General features: G+C 62.2%; 18 protein-coding genes, 1 tRNA gene and 1 pseudogene. 16 read left to right on the top strand and 4 right to left on the bottom strand.

The features are described from left to right. Positions 1–172 precede the first annotated feature (172 nt). The 3 genes from VGE08_RS13970 (at position 173) to tadA (ending at position 1952) form a co-directional block, all read left to right on the top strand. On the top strand, positions 173–778 hold the full coding sequence (locus VGE08_RS13970; protein ID WP_331068509.1) for a TetR/AcrR family transcriptional regulator: 606 nt from the start codon (positions 173–175) through the stop codon (positions 776–778). 117 nt (positions 779–895) lie between these two features. Beyond that, positions 896–1507: a carbonic anhydrase gene (locus tag VGE08_RS13975; protein WP_331068510.1), complete on the top strand. Its 612-nt coding sequence runs from the start codon at positions 896–898 to the stop codon at positions 1505–1507. Next, on the top strand, positions 1497–1952 hold the full coding sequence (gene tadA / locus VGE08_RS13980) for a tRNA adenosine(34) deaminase TadA (protein ID WP_349258685.1): 456 nt from the start codon (positions 1497–1499) through the stop codon (positions 1950–1952). The genes VGE08_RS13975 and tadA overlap by 11 nt, the downstream gene beginning before the upstream one ends. A gap of 63 nt (positions 1953–2015) precedes the next feature. Here the strand turns inward: tadA and VGE08_RS13985 are convergent, their stop codons facing one another. Further along, positions 2016–3218 carry a LysR family transcriptional regulator gene (locus VGE08_RS13985; protein ID WP_331068511.1) on the bottom strand — a complete coding sequence of 401 codons (1203 nt, stop codon included), beginning with the start codon at positions 3216–3218 and terminating at the stop codon, positions 2016–2018. Between the two features lie 151 nt (positions 3219–3369). Here VGE08_RS13985 and VGE08_RS13990 point away from each other — a divergent pair, with 151 nt between their 5' ends. From VGE08_RS13990 to VGE08_RS14040, 11 genes and pseudogenes are all read left to right on the top strand, one after another. After that, a complete protein-coding gene (locus VGE08_RS13990; protein WP_331068512.1) occupies positions 3370–4578 on the top strand; it encodes an MFS transporter in 1209 nt (402 codons plus the stop codon). A gap of 132 nt (positions 4579–4710) precedes the next feature. Beyond that, positions 4711–5394: a 4-carboxy-4-hydroxy-2-oxoadipate aldolase/oxaloacetate decarboxylase gene (locus VGE08_RS13995; protein ID WP_331068513.1), complete on the top strand. Its 684-nt coding sequence runs from the start codon at positions 4711–4713 to the stop codon at positions 5392–5394. Positions 5395–5427: 33 nt separating this feature from the next. Then, positions 5428–6519: a 4-oxalomesaconate tautomerase gene (locus tag VGE08_RS14000; protein WP_331068514.1), complete on the top strand. Its 1092-nt coding sequence runs from the start codon at positions 5428–5430 to the stop codon at positions 6517–6519. Continuing rightward, positions 6516–7418: an NAD(P)-dependent oxidoreductase gene (locus tag VGE08_RS14005; RefSeq protein ID WP_331068515.1), complete on the top strand. Its 903-nt coding sequence runs from the start codon at positions 6516–6518 to the stop codon at positions 7416–7418. Before VGE08_RS14000 ends, VGE08_RS14005 begins: the two co-directional genes overlap by 4 nt. Further along, a complete protein-coding gene (locus VGE08_RS14010) occupies positions 7415–8437 on the top strand; it encodes an amidohydrolase family protein (RefSeq protein WP_331068516.1) in 1023 nt (340 codons plus the stop codon). The genes VGE08_RS14005 and VGE08_RS14010 overlap by 4 nt, the downstream gene beginning before the upstream one ends. Before the next feature lie 16 nt (positions 8438–8453). Further along, on the top strand, positions 8454–9344 hold the full coding sequence (locus tag VGE08_RS14015) for an amidohydrolase family protein (protein WP_331068517.1): 891 nt from the start codon (positions 8454–8456) through the stop codon (positions 9342–9344). 3 nt (positions 9345–9347) lie between these two features. Next, positions 9348–9740 (top strand): protocatechuate 4,5-dioxygenase subunit alpha, encoded by a 393-nt coding sequence (gene ligA, locus VGE08_RS14020; RefSeq protein WP_331068518.1) that lies wholly within the window; start codon positions 9348–9350, stop codon positions 9738–9740. Next, a complete protein-coding gene (locus tag VGE08_RS14025; protein ID WP_331068519.1) occupies positions 9740–10582 on the top strand; it encodes a class III extradiol dioxygenase subunit beta in 843 nt (280 codons plus the stop codon). Before ligA ends, VGE08_RS14025 begins: the two co-directional genes overlap by 1 nt. Next, positions 10582–11541 carry a Gfo/Idh/MocA family oxidoreductase gene (locus VGE08_RS14030; RefSeq protein WP_331068520.1) on the top strand — a complete coding sequence of 320 codons (960 nt, stop codon included), beginning with the start codon at positions 10582–10584 and terminating at the stop codon, positions 11539–11541. Before VGE08_RS14025 ends, VGE08_RS14030 begins: the two co-directional genes overlap by 1 nt. An 11-nt stretch (positions 11542–11552) precedes the next feature. Next, positions 11553–11817: pseudogene (locus VGE08_RS26360) on the top strand (amidohydrolase family protein); the annotation flags it as partial. A gap of 232 nt (positions 11818–12049) precedes the next feature. Continuing rightward, positions 12050–13057, top strand: coding sequence for a sugar phosphate nucleotidyltransferase (locus VGE08_RS14040; RefSeq protein WP_331068522.1), 1008 nt, complete (start codon positions 12050–12052; stop codon positions 13055–13057). Positions 13058–13103: 46 nt separating this feature from the next. Here the strand turns inward: VGE08_RS14040 and VGE08_RS14045 are convergent, their stop codons facing one another. Then, positions 13104–13397: a DUF2007 domain-containing protein gene (locus VGE08_RS14045; protein ID WP_331068523.1), complete on the bottom strand. Its 294-nt coding sequence runs from the start codon at positions 13395–13397 to the stop codon at positions 13104–13106. Between the two features lie 124 nt (positions 13398–13521). Between VGE08_RS14045 and VGE08_RS14050 the strand changes: the two genes are divergently transcribed. Then, entirely contained in the window at positions 13522–13848 is a 327-nt protein-coding gene (locus tag VGE08_RS14050; RefSeq protein ID WP_331068524.1) for a YciI family protein, read from the top strand. A gap of 85 nt (positions 13849–13933) precedes the next feature. Further along, the gene (locus VGE08_RS14055) at positions 13934–14899 is read left to right on the top strand and encodes a threonine dehydratase (protein ID WP_331068525.1); all 966 of its coding nucleotides are present in this window, start codon (positions 13934–13936) and stop codon (positions 14897–14899) included. Between the two features lie 263 nt (positions 14900–15162). Here VGE08_RS14055 and VGE08_RS14060 read toward each other — a convergent pair. Beyond that, positions 15163–15254 (bottom strand) — tRNA-Ser (locus tag VGE08_RS14060). Between the two features lie 68 nt (positions 15255–15322). Then, positions 15323–16201 carry a 4-hydroxy-tetrahydrodipicolinate synthase gene (gene dapA / locus VGE08_RS14065; RefSeq protein WP_331068526.1) on the bottom strand — a complete coding sequence of 293 codons (879 nt, stop codon included), beginning with the start codon at positions 16199–16201 and terminating at the stop codon, positions 15323–15325. Positions 16202–16279: the final 78 nt, after the last annotated feature.

Below are 16279 nucleotides of genomic sequence, written 5' to 3' on the forward strand. Positions count from 1 at the left end.
CACGCAGCGGACTATAGGCGGCGGATGGGTATCCCGTGGAGCGGGCCACCGGACTGGACAGGGGAAAAGCCATTGGACTAATCTGCGACAAATTGAGTATGAACGTTCATTCTCAATATTATGCCGGGCCCGCGGGCAAACGCCCAGAGGCCGCTTGTAAAACATTGTGACCATGTCCGCAGTCAAGGAAAAAAAGCGTCCTGACAAAGAGTTACGGGATCAGCGCCGCCGCGACGAAATCGTCTCGGCGGCGCTCGCCTGCGTCGTGCGTCACGGTTTTCACGCGGCCAGCATGGGTCAGATCGCCGCTGAAGCCCGCATGAGCGTCGGTCAGATCTACCGCTATTTCGCCAGCAAAGAGGCCATCGTTCACGCCATCGTCGAGCGCATCGTCGCGCGCCGCCTGGAGTGGATGATGGACACCCACAAGCAGGTGGATTTCGCGGCACGCTTCGCCCATCGCAACTATTTTTCCTCCGAGGACGAGCGCAGCGAACGCGTTCTGTTGCTCGAAATCACTGCCGAGGCCACTCGCAATCCGGCGGTCGCCGAAATCGTTCGGTCCGCGGACCGGCGCTTGCGCGACCAGGCCGTGGCACTGGTTTGTGCCAAAAATCCCGAGCTGACTCCGGACGAAGCCGCCGCCCGTGTGGAATTCGTCGCAGTGCTGTCGGAGGGTAGCGCTTTTCGCAGCGTCACCGAACAGATTGCGGCGCCGGAGTTGCTAGTAAGCATCTATCGCGATGTTCTACAGCGGCTGCTTCCGAGCATGAGTTAGGGACGGCTGCTTCGCTAACTCGAATCCCCCGCGACCCGAGCATGCGCGGACGCTACAATTCCGCTTCGATAATCCTTAAGCACGCCGGTCCACGACCGGTCCGGAGGACGTGGACGAATGATCCCGGCTCAAGAAGCGCTGCAGCGGCTGCGCGATGGTAATCGTCGCTTCGTTGCCAGCGTCAGCAGCGGCGAAATGCACCTGGCTCGCAAGGTCGAGCTCACCCAGCAGCAGGAGCCAATCGCCATCATCCTCGGCTGTTCCGACGCGCGCGTTCCCGCCGAGCTGGTCTTCGATCAGGGCCTGGGCGACCTGTTTGTCATTCGCGTTGCAGGCAATGTCGTGGCGCCTTCACAAGTCGGCAGTGTCGAGTTCGCGGCTTCGCGCTTCAACACGCGGCTGGTGGTTGTGTTGGGGCATTCTCGTTGTGGCGCGGTGCTCGCCACGGTCGAGGAATTGCAGCGGCCCGCGGAGAATCAGTCGATCAATCTGCGTTCGATCGTCGACCGCGTGCGGCCGTCCGTGCAAGAGCTCATGAGAACTGAATTGAAGGACGACATGCCCAGCTTGATTGGTCGCGCGGTGCGCGCCAACGTGCGCGCATCGGTCGATCATCTGAGACATGGCTCGGCAGTGCTCGAGCAGTTGATTCGACACGAAGGCTTGCTGGTGGTCGGCGCGGAATATTCCCTCGAAACGGGAGTGGTCGATTTCTTCGATGGCGTCTGAAGCTGACGTAATGTTCATGGCGCGCGCCGCGGAGCTGGCGCGCGAGGCCGAACGTGCGGGAGAAGTGCCGGTTGGCGCGGTGATCGTCAAGGACGGCGTCATCATCGGGGAAGGCTGGAACCGGCCGATCAGCACCAACGATCCCACGGCTCACGCCGAGATCATTGCGCTGCGCGCGGCGGCTCTGAACCTCTCGACCTACCGTTTGTTGGACACGACGCTGTACGTCACGCTCGAACCGTGCGCCATGTGCGCCGGCGCTATGGTTCATGCTCGCGTAAAACGGTTGGTTTACGCCGCGAGCGATCCTCGTGCCGGCGCGTCCGGCTCTGTCTTCAACGTCACTCAGAATTCAGCACTGAACCATAGATTGGAGTGCGAGTCGGGCGTGCTGGGGGAAGAGTGTGCGGCCATGCTGAGAGCGTTTTTCGTCGCTCGGCGATGACGCCGTTCGCGCCGTTCGTTCGCATGTAGCAGTTGCTATCGCCGAGGCTGGATCGCCAGATATTCAGTGCGTGGCGGTCAAACTTCGGAGGATGGCCAGCAGGCGCGCTTGCGCTTGCGTGGGGCGCCAGTCGTCGCGGACCGTCAGGCCGATGCTGCGCAGGACTTTTCCTGCCGGGTGGGGCAGGCACACCAACATTCCCGCTTGCAACTCGTAGTGAACCTGGTTGGTTGACGACAGCATCATGTGATCGCCTTCCATCAGGAAGGCGCGCGCTGCGCCGGGGGAGTTGCATTCGATGAAGCGCTGCGGCGGCTCGAGTCCCAGGTCGTTGAACAGCGCGTCGAAGTGGGCGTGCAGCGGTGAGCTGGCGCGAGGTGCGATCCAGGGGTAGGCGTCCAAATCCCTCGCTGTGAGTTTGCGCTTGTGAGCCAGGGGATGGCCGGCGCGGACGACGATGGACAATGGGTCGTTGAACAAGTGTTCCTGGACGATGCCGGCGCTCGGGCGTGATTCGCGCAGCGCGCCGATCAGGAAGTCGACCTGGCCGGATTGCAAGCCGGCGAGCAGATTTTCGTATGTGCCTTCCATGATGGAGACGGCATGCTCCGGGTGTTCCCGTGTAAAGGCGATCAGTGCGCTCGGCAGAATGAAGCTGCGGGCCAGCGCCATGGCGCCAATCACAGTGCGTCCGGATTCGCGTCCGCGCAGTGCGTCGATATCCGCCCGAGCCTGCGTGATCTCGACGAAGGCTAGGTGTGCACGACGCGACAGCTTCTCTGCTTCGCGCGTGGGCACGACGCCATAGCTGGTCTTCTCGAACAGTGTTGCACCCAGAGTCTGTTCCAACGTCCGGGCGGCGCGATGCATGGTTGGTTGCGAAACACCGCTGGCCCGGGCAGCGTGGGTGAAGTTGCGGAACTCCACCAGCTTGACCAGCGAGCTGAGCTGGGCTCCAGTGATCCGCCGAAACAGCTGTTCGCGTTCGGCCGCGCCAAGCTCGGAGCCGGCCAGTTCCTGGAGCCCGTCGCGCAGTTGAGTCAGGGCTCGCTGGACGCGCTCGTCACAGATCCGGCCGGCAGCGGTGGGCTGCATCCCCGTTGGATGCCGCGTGAACAATGAAACGCCGAAATGCCGTTCGATCGCAGCAATGGCCTGCGTCACCGCCGATTGAGTCAAATGCATCCGCAGCGCCGCCGCGCTGATGCTTCCAGTCGCGACAACCTCGTGAAAGGCTTGCAGATGGCGTAGATTCGGCAGCGTCATGGGCGTGGCACGGCTTGCCGATGCGACTATAGCAATTCCTGATACCCCGACGCGACATTGAATAGGCGGGAGCCGCCTCGTTGCCACAGAATGCTGGAATAAACGAGGTTTGTCGCCGGCGAGCCCATCTAGCCGGCATCGGGGGATTGCAATGCTTGAACAGCGGACCGCGGCCGCGGTGGCAGCACCCAGCGTGGGCATCACGGTGGCTCTGTGCTTCCTGGTCGCCGTAGTCGAGGGATTCGATATCCAGGCGATGGGCGTCGCGGCGCCACGCCTGGTACCCGAGTTCGGTTTCAAGCCGGAGCAACTCGGCTGGGTCTTCTCGATCAGCAATATCGGACTGGTGATCGGCGCCAGCTTCGGCGGTTGGCTGGCCGACGTGGTCGGACGCAAACCAGTGTTCATTGGCGCGGTCGTCTCCTTCGGCATCTTCACATTGTTGACCTCGCTGGTCGGCACGTTCGAAGCGATGTTTGTGGTGCGGTTGTGCGCCGGCCTGGGGTTTGGCGCTGCGCTGCCGAACATGATGGCGCTGGCCGCCGAGGTGAGCGCACCGGAGAAGCGAGCATCGACGGCTGCCGCTGTGTTCTGTGGCATGCCCGTGGGCGGCGGTACATCGGCGCTGCTCACGCAGTTGCTGCCGGAGGGTTTCGATTGGCGAGTGCTGTTCGAGATCGGCGGAATTCTGCCGTTGCTGCTTGCACCGACCATTTATTTTCTCATGCCCGAGACGCTGACCAAGTCCGCGGGCGAGGCTCCACGAACCAACGTCGTCGACGCATTGACGGCCGAGGGGCGCACGCCGGTCACGCTATTGCTCTGGCTGGCATTCCTGCCGACCTTGCTGATTCTTTATCTCATCTTGAATTGGCTACCCACGCTGGTTACGGCGAACGGGTTGGATAAAGCCGTGGCGCCGCAGGCATCGTTGGCGTTCAACTGGGCCAGCGTCGCCGGCGCACTGGTCTTCGGCAAGCTGGTGGATCGCATGGATGTCCGCTGGCCGATGGCGGCGGCCTACGCCGGTTTGATCGTATCTCTGATCGCCCTGAGCGCAGCGAAAGGTTTGGCAGCAACGGTGGTATTGAGCGCCGCGGCGGGCTTCTTCCTGCTCGGCGCGAATTACGCACTCTATGGAGTCGCGGCCACTTATTACCCAAAGAGCGTAAGAGGCACTGGCTCGGGTGCGAGCGTCGCGGTGGGGCGTGTCGGTTCGATCGTCGGACCGCTGCTGGCTGGCATTCTGCTGGGCTCGGGCACGAGCGCGAGCGGTGTCGTTCAGTACATGGTGCCCGTCGCGGTACTCGCCGGCGCAGCCGTGGTGGGTCTGAGTTTCTTTCGCCGACCGGCCGAGTGATCGTTGCGCATGGCAAGACAGCCAGGCTTATCAGCGCAACGGATCTATAGCGTTCGCTAATAGCTCGACTGGAAATTGAATTGGCTCGGTAAGCAGGCCCGCTGCAGACTGCAGGATGAGGCGGAGGATCGAATGTCGATAGTCGTCACCAAATTTCAGCGTGCCGATCGTAGCGTGATCGATGGACTGGCCGAGTGCGGCGTCGCGACCGTGCACGAGGCGCAGGGCCGCACGGGTTTGCTGGCTTCGTACATGCGCCCCATTTATTCCGGCGCGCGCATCGCAGGCTCGGCCGTGACGGTGAGCATTCCTCCTGGCGACAACTGGATGATCCACGTCGCGGTGGAGCAGTGCTCTGACGGCGACATTCTGGTCGTCGCGCCAACATCGGCGTGTGACACCGGATATTTTGGAGAGCTACTGGCGTGCTCGCTGATGGCCCGCGGAGTGCGCGGCTTGATCATCGAAGCCGGCGTGCGAGATGTGAAAGACCTGGCGGCCATCGGTTTCCCGGTGTGGTCTCGCTATGTCTCGGCGCAAGGGACCGTGAAAGAAACATTGGGCAGCGTGAACGTCCCTATCGTGTGTGCCGGCGCTGCCATCAAGCCCGGCGACGTGATCGTAGCCGATGACGATGGCGTGTGCGTGGTCCCGCGCGAGAAGGCGGCGAGCGTACTGGAGCAATCCAGAGCGCGCGAGAAGAAGGAAGCGACGGTTCGGGCTCGCTTGAAAGCTGGCGAGCTGGGTCTGGATATCTACGGAATGCGTCAGCGCCTTGCGGAGAAGGGGCTGAAGTACGTGGAGTCCCTCGAATGAGGCTGCGACTGCTTTGGCGCGGAGCCGGGCCTCATGCTTAAGGGCATTCCTTGCACCTTGATGCGGGGTGGCACGTCGAAGGGCCTGTACTTTCACGAACGCGATCTCCCCGCCGACCAGGCGCTGCGAAATCGCGTGCTGCTCGCCGCAATGGGCTCTCCCGATGTGCGGCAGATCGATGGCGTGGGCGGCGCGCATCCGCTGACCAGCAAGGTTGCCGTGATCCGTCCAGCCACCGTTGCGCATGCCGATGTCGACTATCTATTCCTTCAGGTGGTCGTCGACAAAGCCGAGGTCAGCGACAGCCAGAACTGCGGCAACATTCTGGCGGGCGTCGGGCCTTGGGCGATCGAGAACGGGTTGGTGCCCATTGCCGGGGATGTAACGCCAGTGCGCATTCACATGCTGAACACGGCAAGCATCGCGGTGGCCTACGTACCCACACCCAACGGTGCCGTCGAGTACGAAGGCGATGCACGCATTGACGGCGTACCTGGAACGGCCGCGGCCATTCCGCTGGAATTCCTGGACGTTGCCGGATCGAGTTGCGGCTCGCTGTTGCCCACCGGTTCGGTGAAGGATGAAATCAACGGGGTGTCGGTGACGTGCATCGACAACGGGATGCCGGTGGTCGTGCTTCGAGCCGAGGACTTCGACATCTCCGGCGATGAAACGCCGGAGCAACTGGAAAACAACGCCACGCTGAAGTCGCGCATCGAGGCCATTCGTCTGGCTATCGGCCCGCGCATGAACCTGGGCGATGTGACCAAGAAGACGGTCCCGAAAATGTGCCTGGTGTCGCCGCCCCGACAAGGCGGGGCCATCTCCACCCGCACTTTCATTCCGCACCGGGTACACGAATCCATCGGCGTGCTGGGCGCCGTCAGTGTGGCCACCGCTTGCGTGACGCCGGGTTCGGTGGCGGCTCAGATCGCGAAACTTGCCGGAAACCAGGCGGCGCAACGCGTCGAGGTAGAACATCCGACGGGTTTTTTCACGGTCGACATCGAGGTTGCGGTCGAGGACGGCAAGGTGAACGTACGTCGCTCGGCCTTGTTGCGCACGGCCCGGAAGCTCATGAGCGGCGAAGTGTTCGTACCCGGCCGTGTATGGAGCGGATCATGAGCGGCATGCAGCGGATCTGTCTGCTGGGCTTTGGCGAAGTAGGGCAGATACTTGCGGCCGACTTCCAGTCGGCCGGCAACGCGCAACTCACTGCATTCGATCTGTTGTTCAAGAATCCGGAGAGCGCCTGCTTACGTGCTGCCAGGAGCGCTGGCGTGCGAGTCGCCAGCAATGCCCATGAAGCGGTCGCTGACGCGGACCTCATCGTCAGCGCAGTGACTGCCGCACAGGCTGTTGCCGCTGCTCGCTCCGTCGCCGGAGCATTGAAGGGCAAGGCCTATTTCCTGGACGTGAACTCCGTGTCGCCCGGCATCAAGAAGCAGGCATCGGAACTGATCGACGCGGCCGGTGGTCGTTATGTCGAGGCAGCCATCATGTCGCCGATTTCGCCCGAGCGCGTTGCGTCGCCGATGCTGTTTGGTGGCAGGCATGCCGCGACGTTTTTACCACTGGCGCAACAATACGGCTTCTCCGGCGCAGAGCTGTTCTCGGATCAAGTGGGCCGCGCATCGGCCGCCAAGATGTGCCGCAGCGTGATGATCAAAGGCATGGAGTCGCTGCTCACCGAATCGCTGCTGGCCGCGCGTCACTATGGCGTGGAGTCGACCGTTATCGATTCGTTGCGGAACTTGTTCCCCGGGACGGATTGGCCATCGCTGGCGCGCTACATGATTTCTCGCTCACTCATACATGGGCGTCGTCGCGCCGAGGAGATGCGGGAGGTGGCGCAAACGGTGAGCGAGGCGGGTTTGCAGCCGCACATGAGCGCGGCTTCAGCGCAACGTCAGGATTGGGCGGCGGCCTTCCGCGAATCGGCCTCGATAGAAGAACTGGAAGCAATGTTGGATGCGGTACTGGCACGTGCACAGGAGCGTGACCAGGTGGAGAAGGTTTCATGATCATCGATTGTCACGGCCACTACACGACGGCACCGGACGCTCACCAGAAGTTTCGGGACCAGCAGCTTGCGCGTCTGAAGGATCCCCTGGCGCCGCAGCCGACGCCTGCCCGCATCAGCGATGACGAGATTCGCGAAACCATCGAGAAGAATCAGCTCAAGCTGCAGAAGGAGCGCGGCGCCGACATCACGATCTTCTCGCCACGCGCCTCGGCCATGGCGCATCACGTCGGCGATGAGCAGGTGTCGCAACAGTGGACTCGCGCCTGCAACGATCTGATCAAGCGAGTAGTGGACCTGTACCCGGAGAATTTCGTTGGCGTGTGCCAGCTGCCGCAATCGCCCGGCGTGCCGGTCTCACGTTCGGTCAGCGAACTGGAGCGGTGCGTGAAGGAGCTGGGGTTCGTCGGTTGCAACCTGAATCCCGACCCCTCGGGCGGGCATTGGACGGCACCGCCGCTGACGGACAAGCACTGGTATCCGTTCTACGAGAAGATGGTCGAGCTGGACGTGCCGGCCATGATTCACGTCTCTGCATCCTGCAACCCGAATTTCCATGCCACCGGCGCGCACTACATCAACGCCGACACGACGGCGTTCATGCAATTCATCGAGGGCAATCTGTTCAAGGATTTTCCGACCCTGCGTTTCATCATTCCGCACGGCGGTGGAGCGGTGCCTTATCATTGGGGCCGCTATCGCGGCCTGGCCGACATGCTGAAGCGTCCGCCGCTGGATCAGCACGTCATGAAGAACGTGTTCTTCGACACTTGCGTGTATCACCAGCCGGGCATCGACCTGCTGGTGAAGGTCATCGACATCGATAACATCCTGTTCGGCTCGGAAATGGTCGGGGCGGTGCGAGGCATCGATCCCGAGACCGGTCACTACTTCGACGACACCAAGCGCTACATCGACGCTTTGAGCATTTCCGAGGCCGACAAGCTTCGTATCTTCGAAGGCAATGCTCGCAGGGTGTTCCCACGGCTGGATGCGATCCTCGAGGCCCGTGGTCTTTGATGGAGGCCACGCACACATGACGGCATTTCAGATGGATCGCGACTGGCTGGTGTTTCATCCGTCGCCCAGCAAGCCCACCTTCCGCCCGCCGCCGGGCGCGGTGGACGCACACTGTCACGTCTTCGGTCCCGGCGATGTGTTTCCGTATGCGCCGGAGCGCAAGTACACGCCATGCGACGCGCCGAAAGAGAAGCTGTGGGAGTTGCGTGACTATCTCGGCTTCGAGCGCAATGTGATTGTGCAGGCCACCTGCCACGGCGCCGATAACCGGGCGCTGGTAGATGCTCTCAGAGCCTCCAATGGTCGGGCTCGCGGCGTGGCGACGGTCAAACCGGACGTGACCGATGAGGAGTTGCAGGCACTCGATGCTGCCGGCGTGCGCGGCGTGCGATTCAACTTCGTCAAACGGCTCGTCGACACGACGCCCCGCGAAGTGCTGATCTCCATCGCCGAGCGCATCCAGCCGCTGGGCTGGCACATCGTCATCTATTTCGAGGGGCAGGAGCTGCCGGAGCTGTACGACTTCTTCACCTCCTTGCCCACGACGGTGGTCGTCGATCACATGGGGCGGCCCGACGTTTCCAAGCCGGTCGACGGCCCCGAGTTCGAGCTGTTCATCCGATTGCTGCGAGAACATCCGAACTTCTGGTCGAAAGTGAGCTGTCCGGAACGCCTGTCGAACAGCGGACCGGATGCTTATGACGACGTGGTGCCCTTTGCACGGCGTGTCGTGGAAACATTTCCCGAGCGCGTGTTGTGGGGCACCGACTGGCCGCACCCGAACATGAAATCGCACATGCCGGATGACGGCAAGCTGGTTGACTTCATCCCGCGTATCGCACCCACCGCCGAGCTGCAGCGCAAGCTGCTGGTCGACAATCCCCTGGCCCTTTACTGGAGTCGCTGAATCATGGCTCTGGACAAACCCTATAAAGACCTTCCCGGTACCACCATTTTCGATGCCGAGCAATCGCGCAAAGGCTATCACCTGAATCAGTTCTGCATGTCGCTGATGAAGGCGGAGAACCGCGCGCGCTTCAAGGAGAACGAAGTCGCCTATCTCGACGAGTGGCCCATGACCGAAGAGCAGAAGCAGGCGGTGCTGGCCCGCGATCTGAATCGCTGTATCGAGCTGGGCGGCAACATCTACTTCCTCGCCAAGATCGGCGCCACCGACGGCAAGAGCTTTCAATACATGGCCGCCAGCATGACGGGCCTGACGCAAGAGGAATACGCGAAAATGATGCTACAAGGCGGACGCAAAGTCGGCAGCCCGCTGCTCGACCCACGGGGGAAACGCTAATGGCCGCGATCACCGCAAGTGTCTACACATCGCACGTGCCGGCCATCGGCGCCGCGATCGACCTGGGCAAGACCCGTGACGATTACTGGAAGCCGGTGTTCGCAGGTTACGAGCCTTCCAAGGCGTGGTTCAAGGAGAATACGCCCGATGTGATTTTCCTGGTCTACAACGATCACGCCACCGCTTTCAGCCTGGAATGCATTCCCACCTTCGCGATCGGCTGTGCCGCCGAGTACCAGCCGGCCGACGAGGGCTGGGGGCCGCGGCCGGTGCCGGTAGTGAAAGGCCATCCCGAGCTGGCGGCGCACATCGCGCAGTCCGTGATCCAGGATGATTTCGATCTCACCATCGTCAATCGCATGGACGTGGATCATGGCTTGACGGTGCCTATGTCGCTGATGTGCGGCCAGGTCGAGCAGTGGCCGTGTGCCGTCATTCCGTTCGCGGTCAATGTGGTGCAGTACCCGGTGCCTTCCGGGCGGCGCTGCTTCAATCTCGGCCGTGCGATTCGCAAGGCGGTGTCGCTGTACGACGAGCCGCTGAAGATTCAGATCTGGGGCACGGGCGGCATGAGCCATCAACTGCAGGGCCCACGCGCCGGCTTGATCAACAAGCCCTGGGACAATGCATTCCTGGATCGTTTGATCGCCGAGCCGGACAAGCTGGCGGACATGCCGCACATTGAATATGTGCGGGAGGCCGGCTCGGAGGGCATCGAATTGGTGATGTGGCTGATCGCTCGCGGCGCAATGAGCGACAACCCGCCGCGAGTTGCGCATCGTTTCTACCACGTGCCGGCCAGTAACACCGCGGTCGGGCACTTGATCCTGGAGAATTCGTAATGAGCACCCTGCGAGTCGCCATTGCCGGTGCGGGTGCCTTCGGTGTCAAACATCTGGAAGGCATTCAGAACATTCCGGACGTGCAAGTCACGTCGCTGGTGGGGCGCGAGCTGGCGAAGACGCGCGAAGTGGCGAAGAAGTTCTCGATCGAGCATGTGACGACCGAGCTTTCAGAGAGCCTGGCGCGTCCCGATGTCGACGCGGTGATTCTTTGCACGCCGACGCAGATGCATGCATCGCAGGCGCTCGCCTGCATGAAGGCGGGCAAGCACGTGCAGGTGGAGATTCCGCTGGCGGACAGCTGGGCTGACGCGCAGGCGGTGGCCAATCTGCAAAAGCAGACCGGGCTGGTGTGCATGGTCGGTCATACGCGTCGCTTCAATCCTTCGCATCAGTGGTTGAACAGGCGGTTGCGCGCCGGCGAGCTGAAGATTCAGCAGATGGATGTGCAGACCTTCTTCTTCCGCCGCACCAACACCAACGCACTCGGCGAGCCGCGGTCGTGGACCGATCATCTGCTGTGGCATCACGCGGCGCATACGGTGGATCTGTTCCGCTATCAGACGGGCGAGGAGATCACCGTTGCCAACGCCATCCAGGGACCGATTCATCCGCAGCTGGGCATTGCCATGGACATGTCGATCCAGTTGAAGACCGCGTCTGGCGCAATCTGCACGCTGTCGCTGTCGTTCAACAACGATGGGCCGCTGGGCACGTTCTTCCGTTACATCTGTGACAACGGCACCTACATCGCGCGCTATGACGATCTGGTCAATGGCCGCGACGAAAAGATCGATGTGTCCAAGGTGGCCGTTTCGATGAACGGCATCGAGCTGCAGGATCGCGAGTTCTTCGCCGCGATTCGCGACAAGCGCGAGCCAAACTCGAGCGTGGACCAGGTGTTGCCGTGCTATCGCACGCTGCACGAGCTGGAGTTGCAGTTGCAGGCACAAGGTTGATTGCCGGCGCTTTCCATCCGTCGTGCCAGGGCTTTTTTCCGAGCGATCGCATGGCGTATCCGCTGTACGAGGTCATCGCCGGGCACCAGCTGCCGGCGATCCTCCACAGCGGACATTCCGGCATCGACACCGGCATGCCCGGTGGTGGTGGAATGCGTCTGTGGAATGCGTCTAAAGTATTCCAATCCCATCCGTCTCGACGAGGTCGCCGCGGACTTTCCGGACATGACCGCCATCATCGCGCTTCCTTCCCGGCCCAAGCAGGTGCACGAGCTGATCCTGAAGCAGAACGCGATCGCGGCACTCGAGCTCGAGTTGCGGCCACTCGCAGCTCCCGCTAATAGAAACAACGCTGTCCGGCAAGCAGTCACGCCTCGCCGTCTCCGTTCTTGTACGTAAAACTGCTGAGCTTGTCACGGCTGTATTAAGTCGTGCTACGTGCCACTCTTCGCGCGGGTCAACATCACTGCGAGGCTCAAGCGTCATGCCTGATCAACAGAGAGGCGGGATGAGGTCGTCGAGCACGGGTCATGACTGGGCCCTGGTTCTGGCAGGTGGCGAGGGCAGTCGCTTGCACTCGCTCACGATGACCGCCTCCGGTGTGGCCGTGCCCAAGCAGTTCTGTTCTTTTGGCAGTGACGCCTCGCTGTTACACGACGCCATGCGCCGAGCGCAGGCCGTGAGCGAGGCCGAGCGCACCTGCGTGGTCGTCTCGGAGCACCATCGGTTGTGGTGGGAGGCCTTGGACCTGAACATTCCCCCCGGAAACGTGATCCAGCAGCCGCGCAATCGCGGCACCGCCACGGGCATCCTGTTGCCATTGTTGGAGATCTTGCGTCGAGATCCAGACGCGGCTCTGCTGGTCCTGCCGTCCGATCATTTCGTGCGCGACGAGTCGCTACTGGCGCCGTGCCTGCGAGCCGCGATATTAAGTGTCCGGCGGCAGCCCGGGCAGATCGTGATCCTCGGCATCACTCCAGACGAGCCGGATCCCGAGTTGGGCTACATCGTGGCCGAGGACGCTGTGGCCACGAATCTGCGTTCTGTCAGCGAATTCGTGGAGAAGCCCAGCATGGCCGCTGCTCGCGTGCTCATCGCGCGGGGCGGTGTGTGGAATTCCTTCATATTCGCCGCGCATGGCAAGACGTTGTTGGACGCATTCGAGCAACGCTCGCCGGAGTTGGTGGCCGACATGCGGCAGATAATCAGCATCACCGAGCCTCATGCGCGGCAAGCCGAGCTTGCCGAACTTTATGAGCGCGCGCCGGCTTTGGATTTCTCTCGCGACATCCTGCAACGGTTTCCATCGCTGTTGCGTGTACTTACGGTGCCGGCTTGTGGATGGAGCGATCTCGGCACGCCGCATCGGGTCACCGAGGCACTGAGTCGCTTTCCCCCTCGGCGCGAGAGCGCTCGACGTGCCAATGCCAGCAGCCGCACATCGTTCCTGGATCTGGCGCAGCTGCCTTTGTCGCGCCCGGTCGACCGGGAGATCGCCGGGCGGCGTGTGGGCTGAAGGCAGCGCATGTGGCGCGTAACCGCGGCCCAGTAAGCCGGGCGCGCTATTTGATGTCGTCTTCGGCGGGGCCTCTTTCTTCCTGACCGTCGAAGTCCGATTCATCGTGCGTTTCGTCTTCGATCTGCAACTCGCCGCGTTCGTACGCGGCGAGGATGCGCTTTGCAGCGACACGATCCTCCTCATCGACCATGATGGTCAGGTGTCCGAGCGCGGGTAGGTCGCCAATTCCGCCTTGTAACAACGCGCCCTGCAGGAACACCTTGATTCCGCGCTGCCTCAGCAAGCCCGTGAGCAGATGCGCTTCGATGTAATCGCTGCCGCGATAGATGGGGACCACGGTGTCACCATGCACAGTAGGGCCGGGAAATGCAAGATTTTCTCGGCAGTGGAGGTGGGCGCTCGAGCGGCGCTACTCTTGTCGCCAGGCGTGCGAGCGACGTCCGGCCGATGAGGAGCACGACATGCTGTTCGTAGTGTATTGCAAAGATAAACCCGGCGATCTTCGCGCCAGGCTCCGCGCCGATCACCTCCGGTATGCCATGGCGAATGCCAGGCCCTACAAATTCGGTGGGCCGCTGATCGGTGAGGACGGCCGGGTCGTCGGCAGCATCATCCTGTTCGAAGTCGAGGATCGCGCCCATCTCGATAAGCTCCTGGCGGCAGATCCCTACTTTCGCGACGGTCTCTATCAGTCGGTGGAAGTGCACGCCACGCGCCAGGTCATTCCGGAGTTGGAGCCGGGCTCGTTGCAGCAGGAACTGGCGAAGGAACTGGAGCAGCGCCGGTAGTTGTCGCGGGTTCGTCGGCAGGCGACATCCTTGGAAAGTCGGCGAGCGCTGCTACACTTCGGGCTGGTTACGCACAGGACGCGTCATGCTGCCCACGCTCAGTCAGATCGAATCGACCGCGCCACTCGTCTATTCGGTGGTGCCTGCCACTCCCCAGTATTGCTGGCCCCTGCTCGGCGAGCGGCTGGGGGCAGAGGTGTGGCTGAAGCACGAAAATCATACGCCGGTGGGAGCATTCAAAGTGCGCGGCGGCCTGGTGTATTTTGCCGATCTCGCCAAGGCGGGCAAAGTTCGCGAGGTGATCACCGCTACTCGCGGTAACCACGGTCAATCCGTGGCGCTCGGAGCCAGGCGATACGGTCTGGATGCAACGATCGTCGTTCCCTTTGGTAACGGCGTGGAAAAGAACAATGCCATGCGGGCGCTTGGAGCAAAGTTGATCGAGCATGGCGAAGATTTCCAGGAGGCGCGGCAGCACGCGATCCAAATGGCTGAAACGTCCGGCGCGCACATGGTGCCGTCGTTCCATCCGTTGCTGATCCAAGGAGTGGCCAGCTACGGCGTGGAATTGTTCCGCGCGGTTCCCAACTTGAACACCCTCTATGTTCCGATCGGTCTGGGTTCGGGCATTTGTGCGTGCACAGCCGTGAGGAATGCGCTGAGTCCGGAGACCAAGATCGTTGGAGTGGTGTCGGCGCACGCTCGGGCATATGCATTGTCGTTTGCGTCGAAGCAGCCGATCGATTCGCCAGTGTCGACGCAACTGGCCGACGGCATGGCGTGCCGCACGCCTCAACCCGAAGCACTCGAGCTGATCTGGAAGTATGTGGATCGTATTGTCGAAGTCAGCGACGACGAGATCGCGGCAGCGATGCGTGCCATTTTCGAGTGCACACACAACGTCGCCGAAGGTGCTGGCGCTGCCGCCGTCGCGGCGATCGCCAAGGAACGCGAGCAAGTCAAAGGCAAGAAAGTCGCGGCGGTGCTTTCCGGCGGCAACGTCGATAGAGAGGTATTCGCGAAGGTGCTGGGAGCAAGCGACGCTCGTTGATCGGGCGTCCAGGCGCCGCACGATTCACGGCTGATGAGCTCGGTCGACAACAAATAAAAAGCCCCGCAAGGGGGCTTTTTCATTTTCTGGCGGAGAGGGTGGGATGGCACTCGGCACATCCATGTGCCTCGCCCCTTCGGGGCGACCTTCGGTCGTGCAAAACTGCTTTCCTGCAGTTTTGTCGAACCCTCCAGTTTGCGTTCGCATCGCCACCTTGCCTGCAGAAAATAAAAAAGCCCCGCAAGGGGGGCTTTTTCATTTTCTGGCGGAGAGGGTGGGATTCGAACCCACGTACACCTGTGAGGATGTAACTGGAATTCCAGTCCAGCGCCTTCGACCACTCGGCCACCTCTCCAGCAAGGCGCGAAGGTTACACGTCGACGCCGTTTCCTGGCAAACCGACACGCACCCTTTATGAAGAAATCAGGCGAACGCGATACCGGCCGCCTGCATGGCCTCCAGGATGGGGGCCTGGTACTGGCGCGACAGCGGCACCAGCGGCAGGCGCACGGCGTCGGTAATCAGGCCCAAGCGGGCGGCCGCCCATTTGACCGGGATGGGATTGCTCTCCAGGAACATGGCCTTGTGCAGCGGCTGCAGCTTCCGGTCGAGCTGGCGAGCTTCATCCCGCTTGCCGGCGAGGGCGGCGTCGATGACGGCGCGGACCTGGCGCGGCGCGATGTTGGCGGTCACCGAAATCACGCCCTGGAACCCTGCCAGCACTGCTTCGCAGGCCAGATCGTCGTCGCCCGAGAACAGCGCCAGACGGCCGCCGACGCGGTTCAGTAACTCGCGGTTGCGCTCCAGCGAGCAGGCTTCCTTCAGACCGACGATGTTGGGGAATTCCGCCAGGCGTTCCACGGTCTCCGGCTTCATGTCGACTACCGTGCGACCCGGCACGTTGTACAGCACGATGGGCACGTCCACGGCCTGCGCGATGGCCTTGAAATGCTGGTACATCCCTTCCTGGGTCGGCTTGTTGTAATAGGGCACGACCGAAAGGCAGGCGTCCACGCCGGTGTCTTTCGCCAGCCGGGTGAGCTCGATCGCCTCGACGGTGGAATTGGCGCCGGTGCCGGCAATCACGGGGATGCGCTTGGCGGCGCGCTCGACCACGCGTTTCACCACGCCGATGTGCTCCTCGACGCTCAGCGTCGGCGATTCGCCGGTGGTGCCCACGGCCACGATGGCGTTGGTGCCATTGGACACGTGGAAATCGACCAGGCGGTCCAGGGCGCTGTGATCCACAGAGCCATCCGCCTGCATCGGCGTGACGATCGCCACGATGCTGCCGCTAAACATGATCATCCTCGCTGGGGAAGGACGAGGATGCTACCAAAGTTGCCGGCATTTACGCACGTGAACTGCCGACGGGCGGGC

Source organism: Steroidobacter sp. (assembly GCF_036406195.1).
Taxonomy (GTDB): Bacteria; Pseudomonadota; Gammaproteobacteria; order Steroidobacterales; family Steroidobacteraceae; genus Steroidobacter.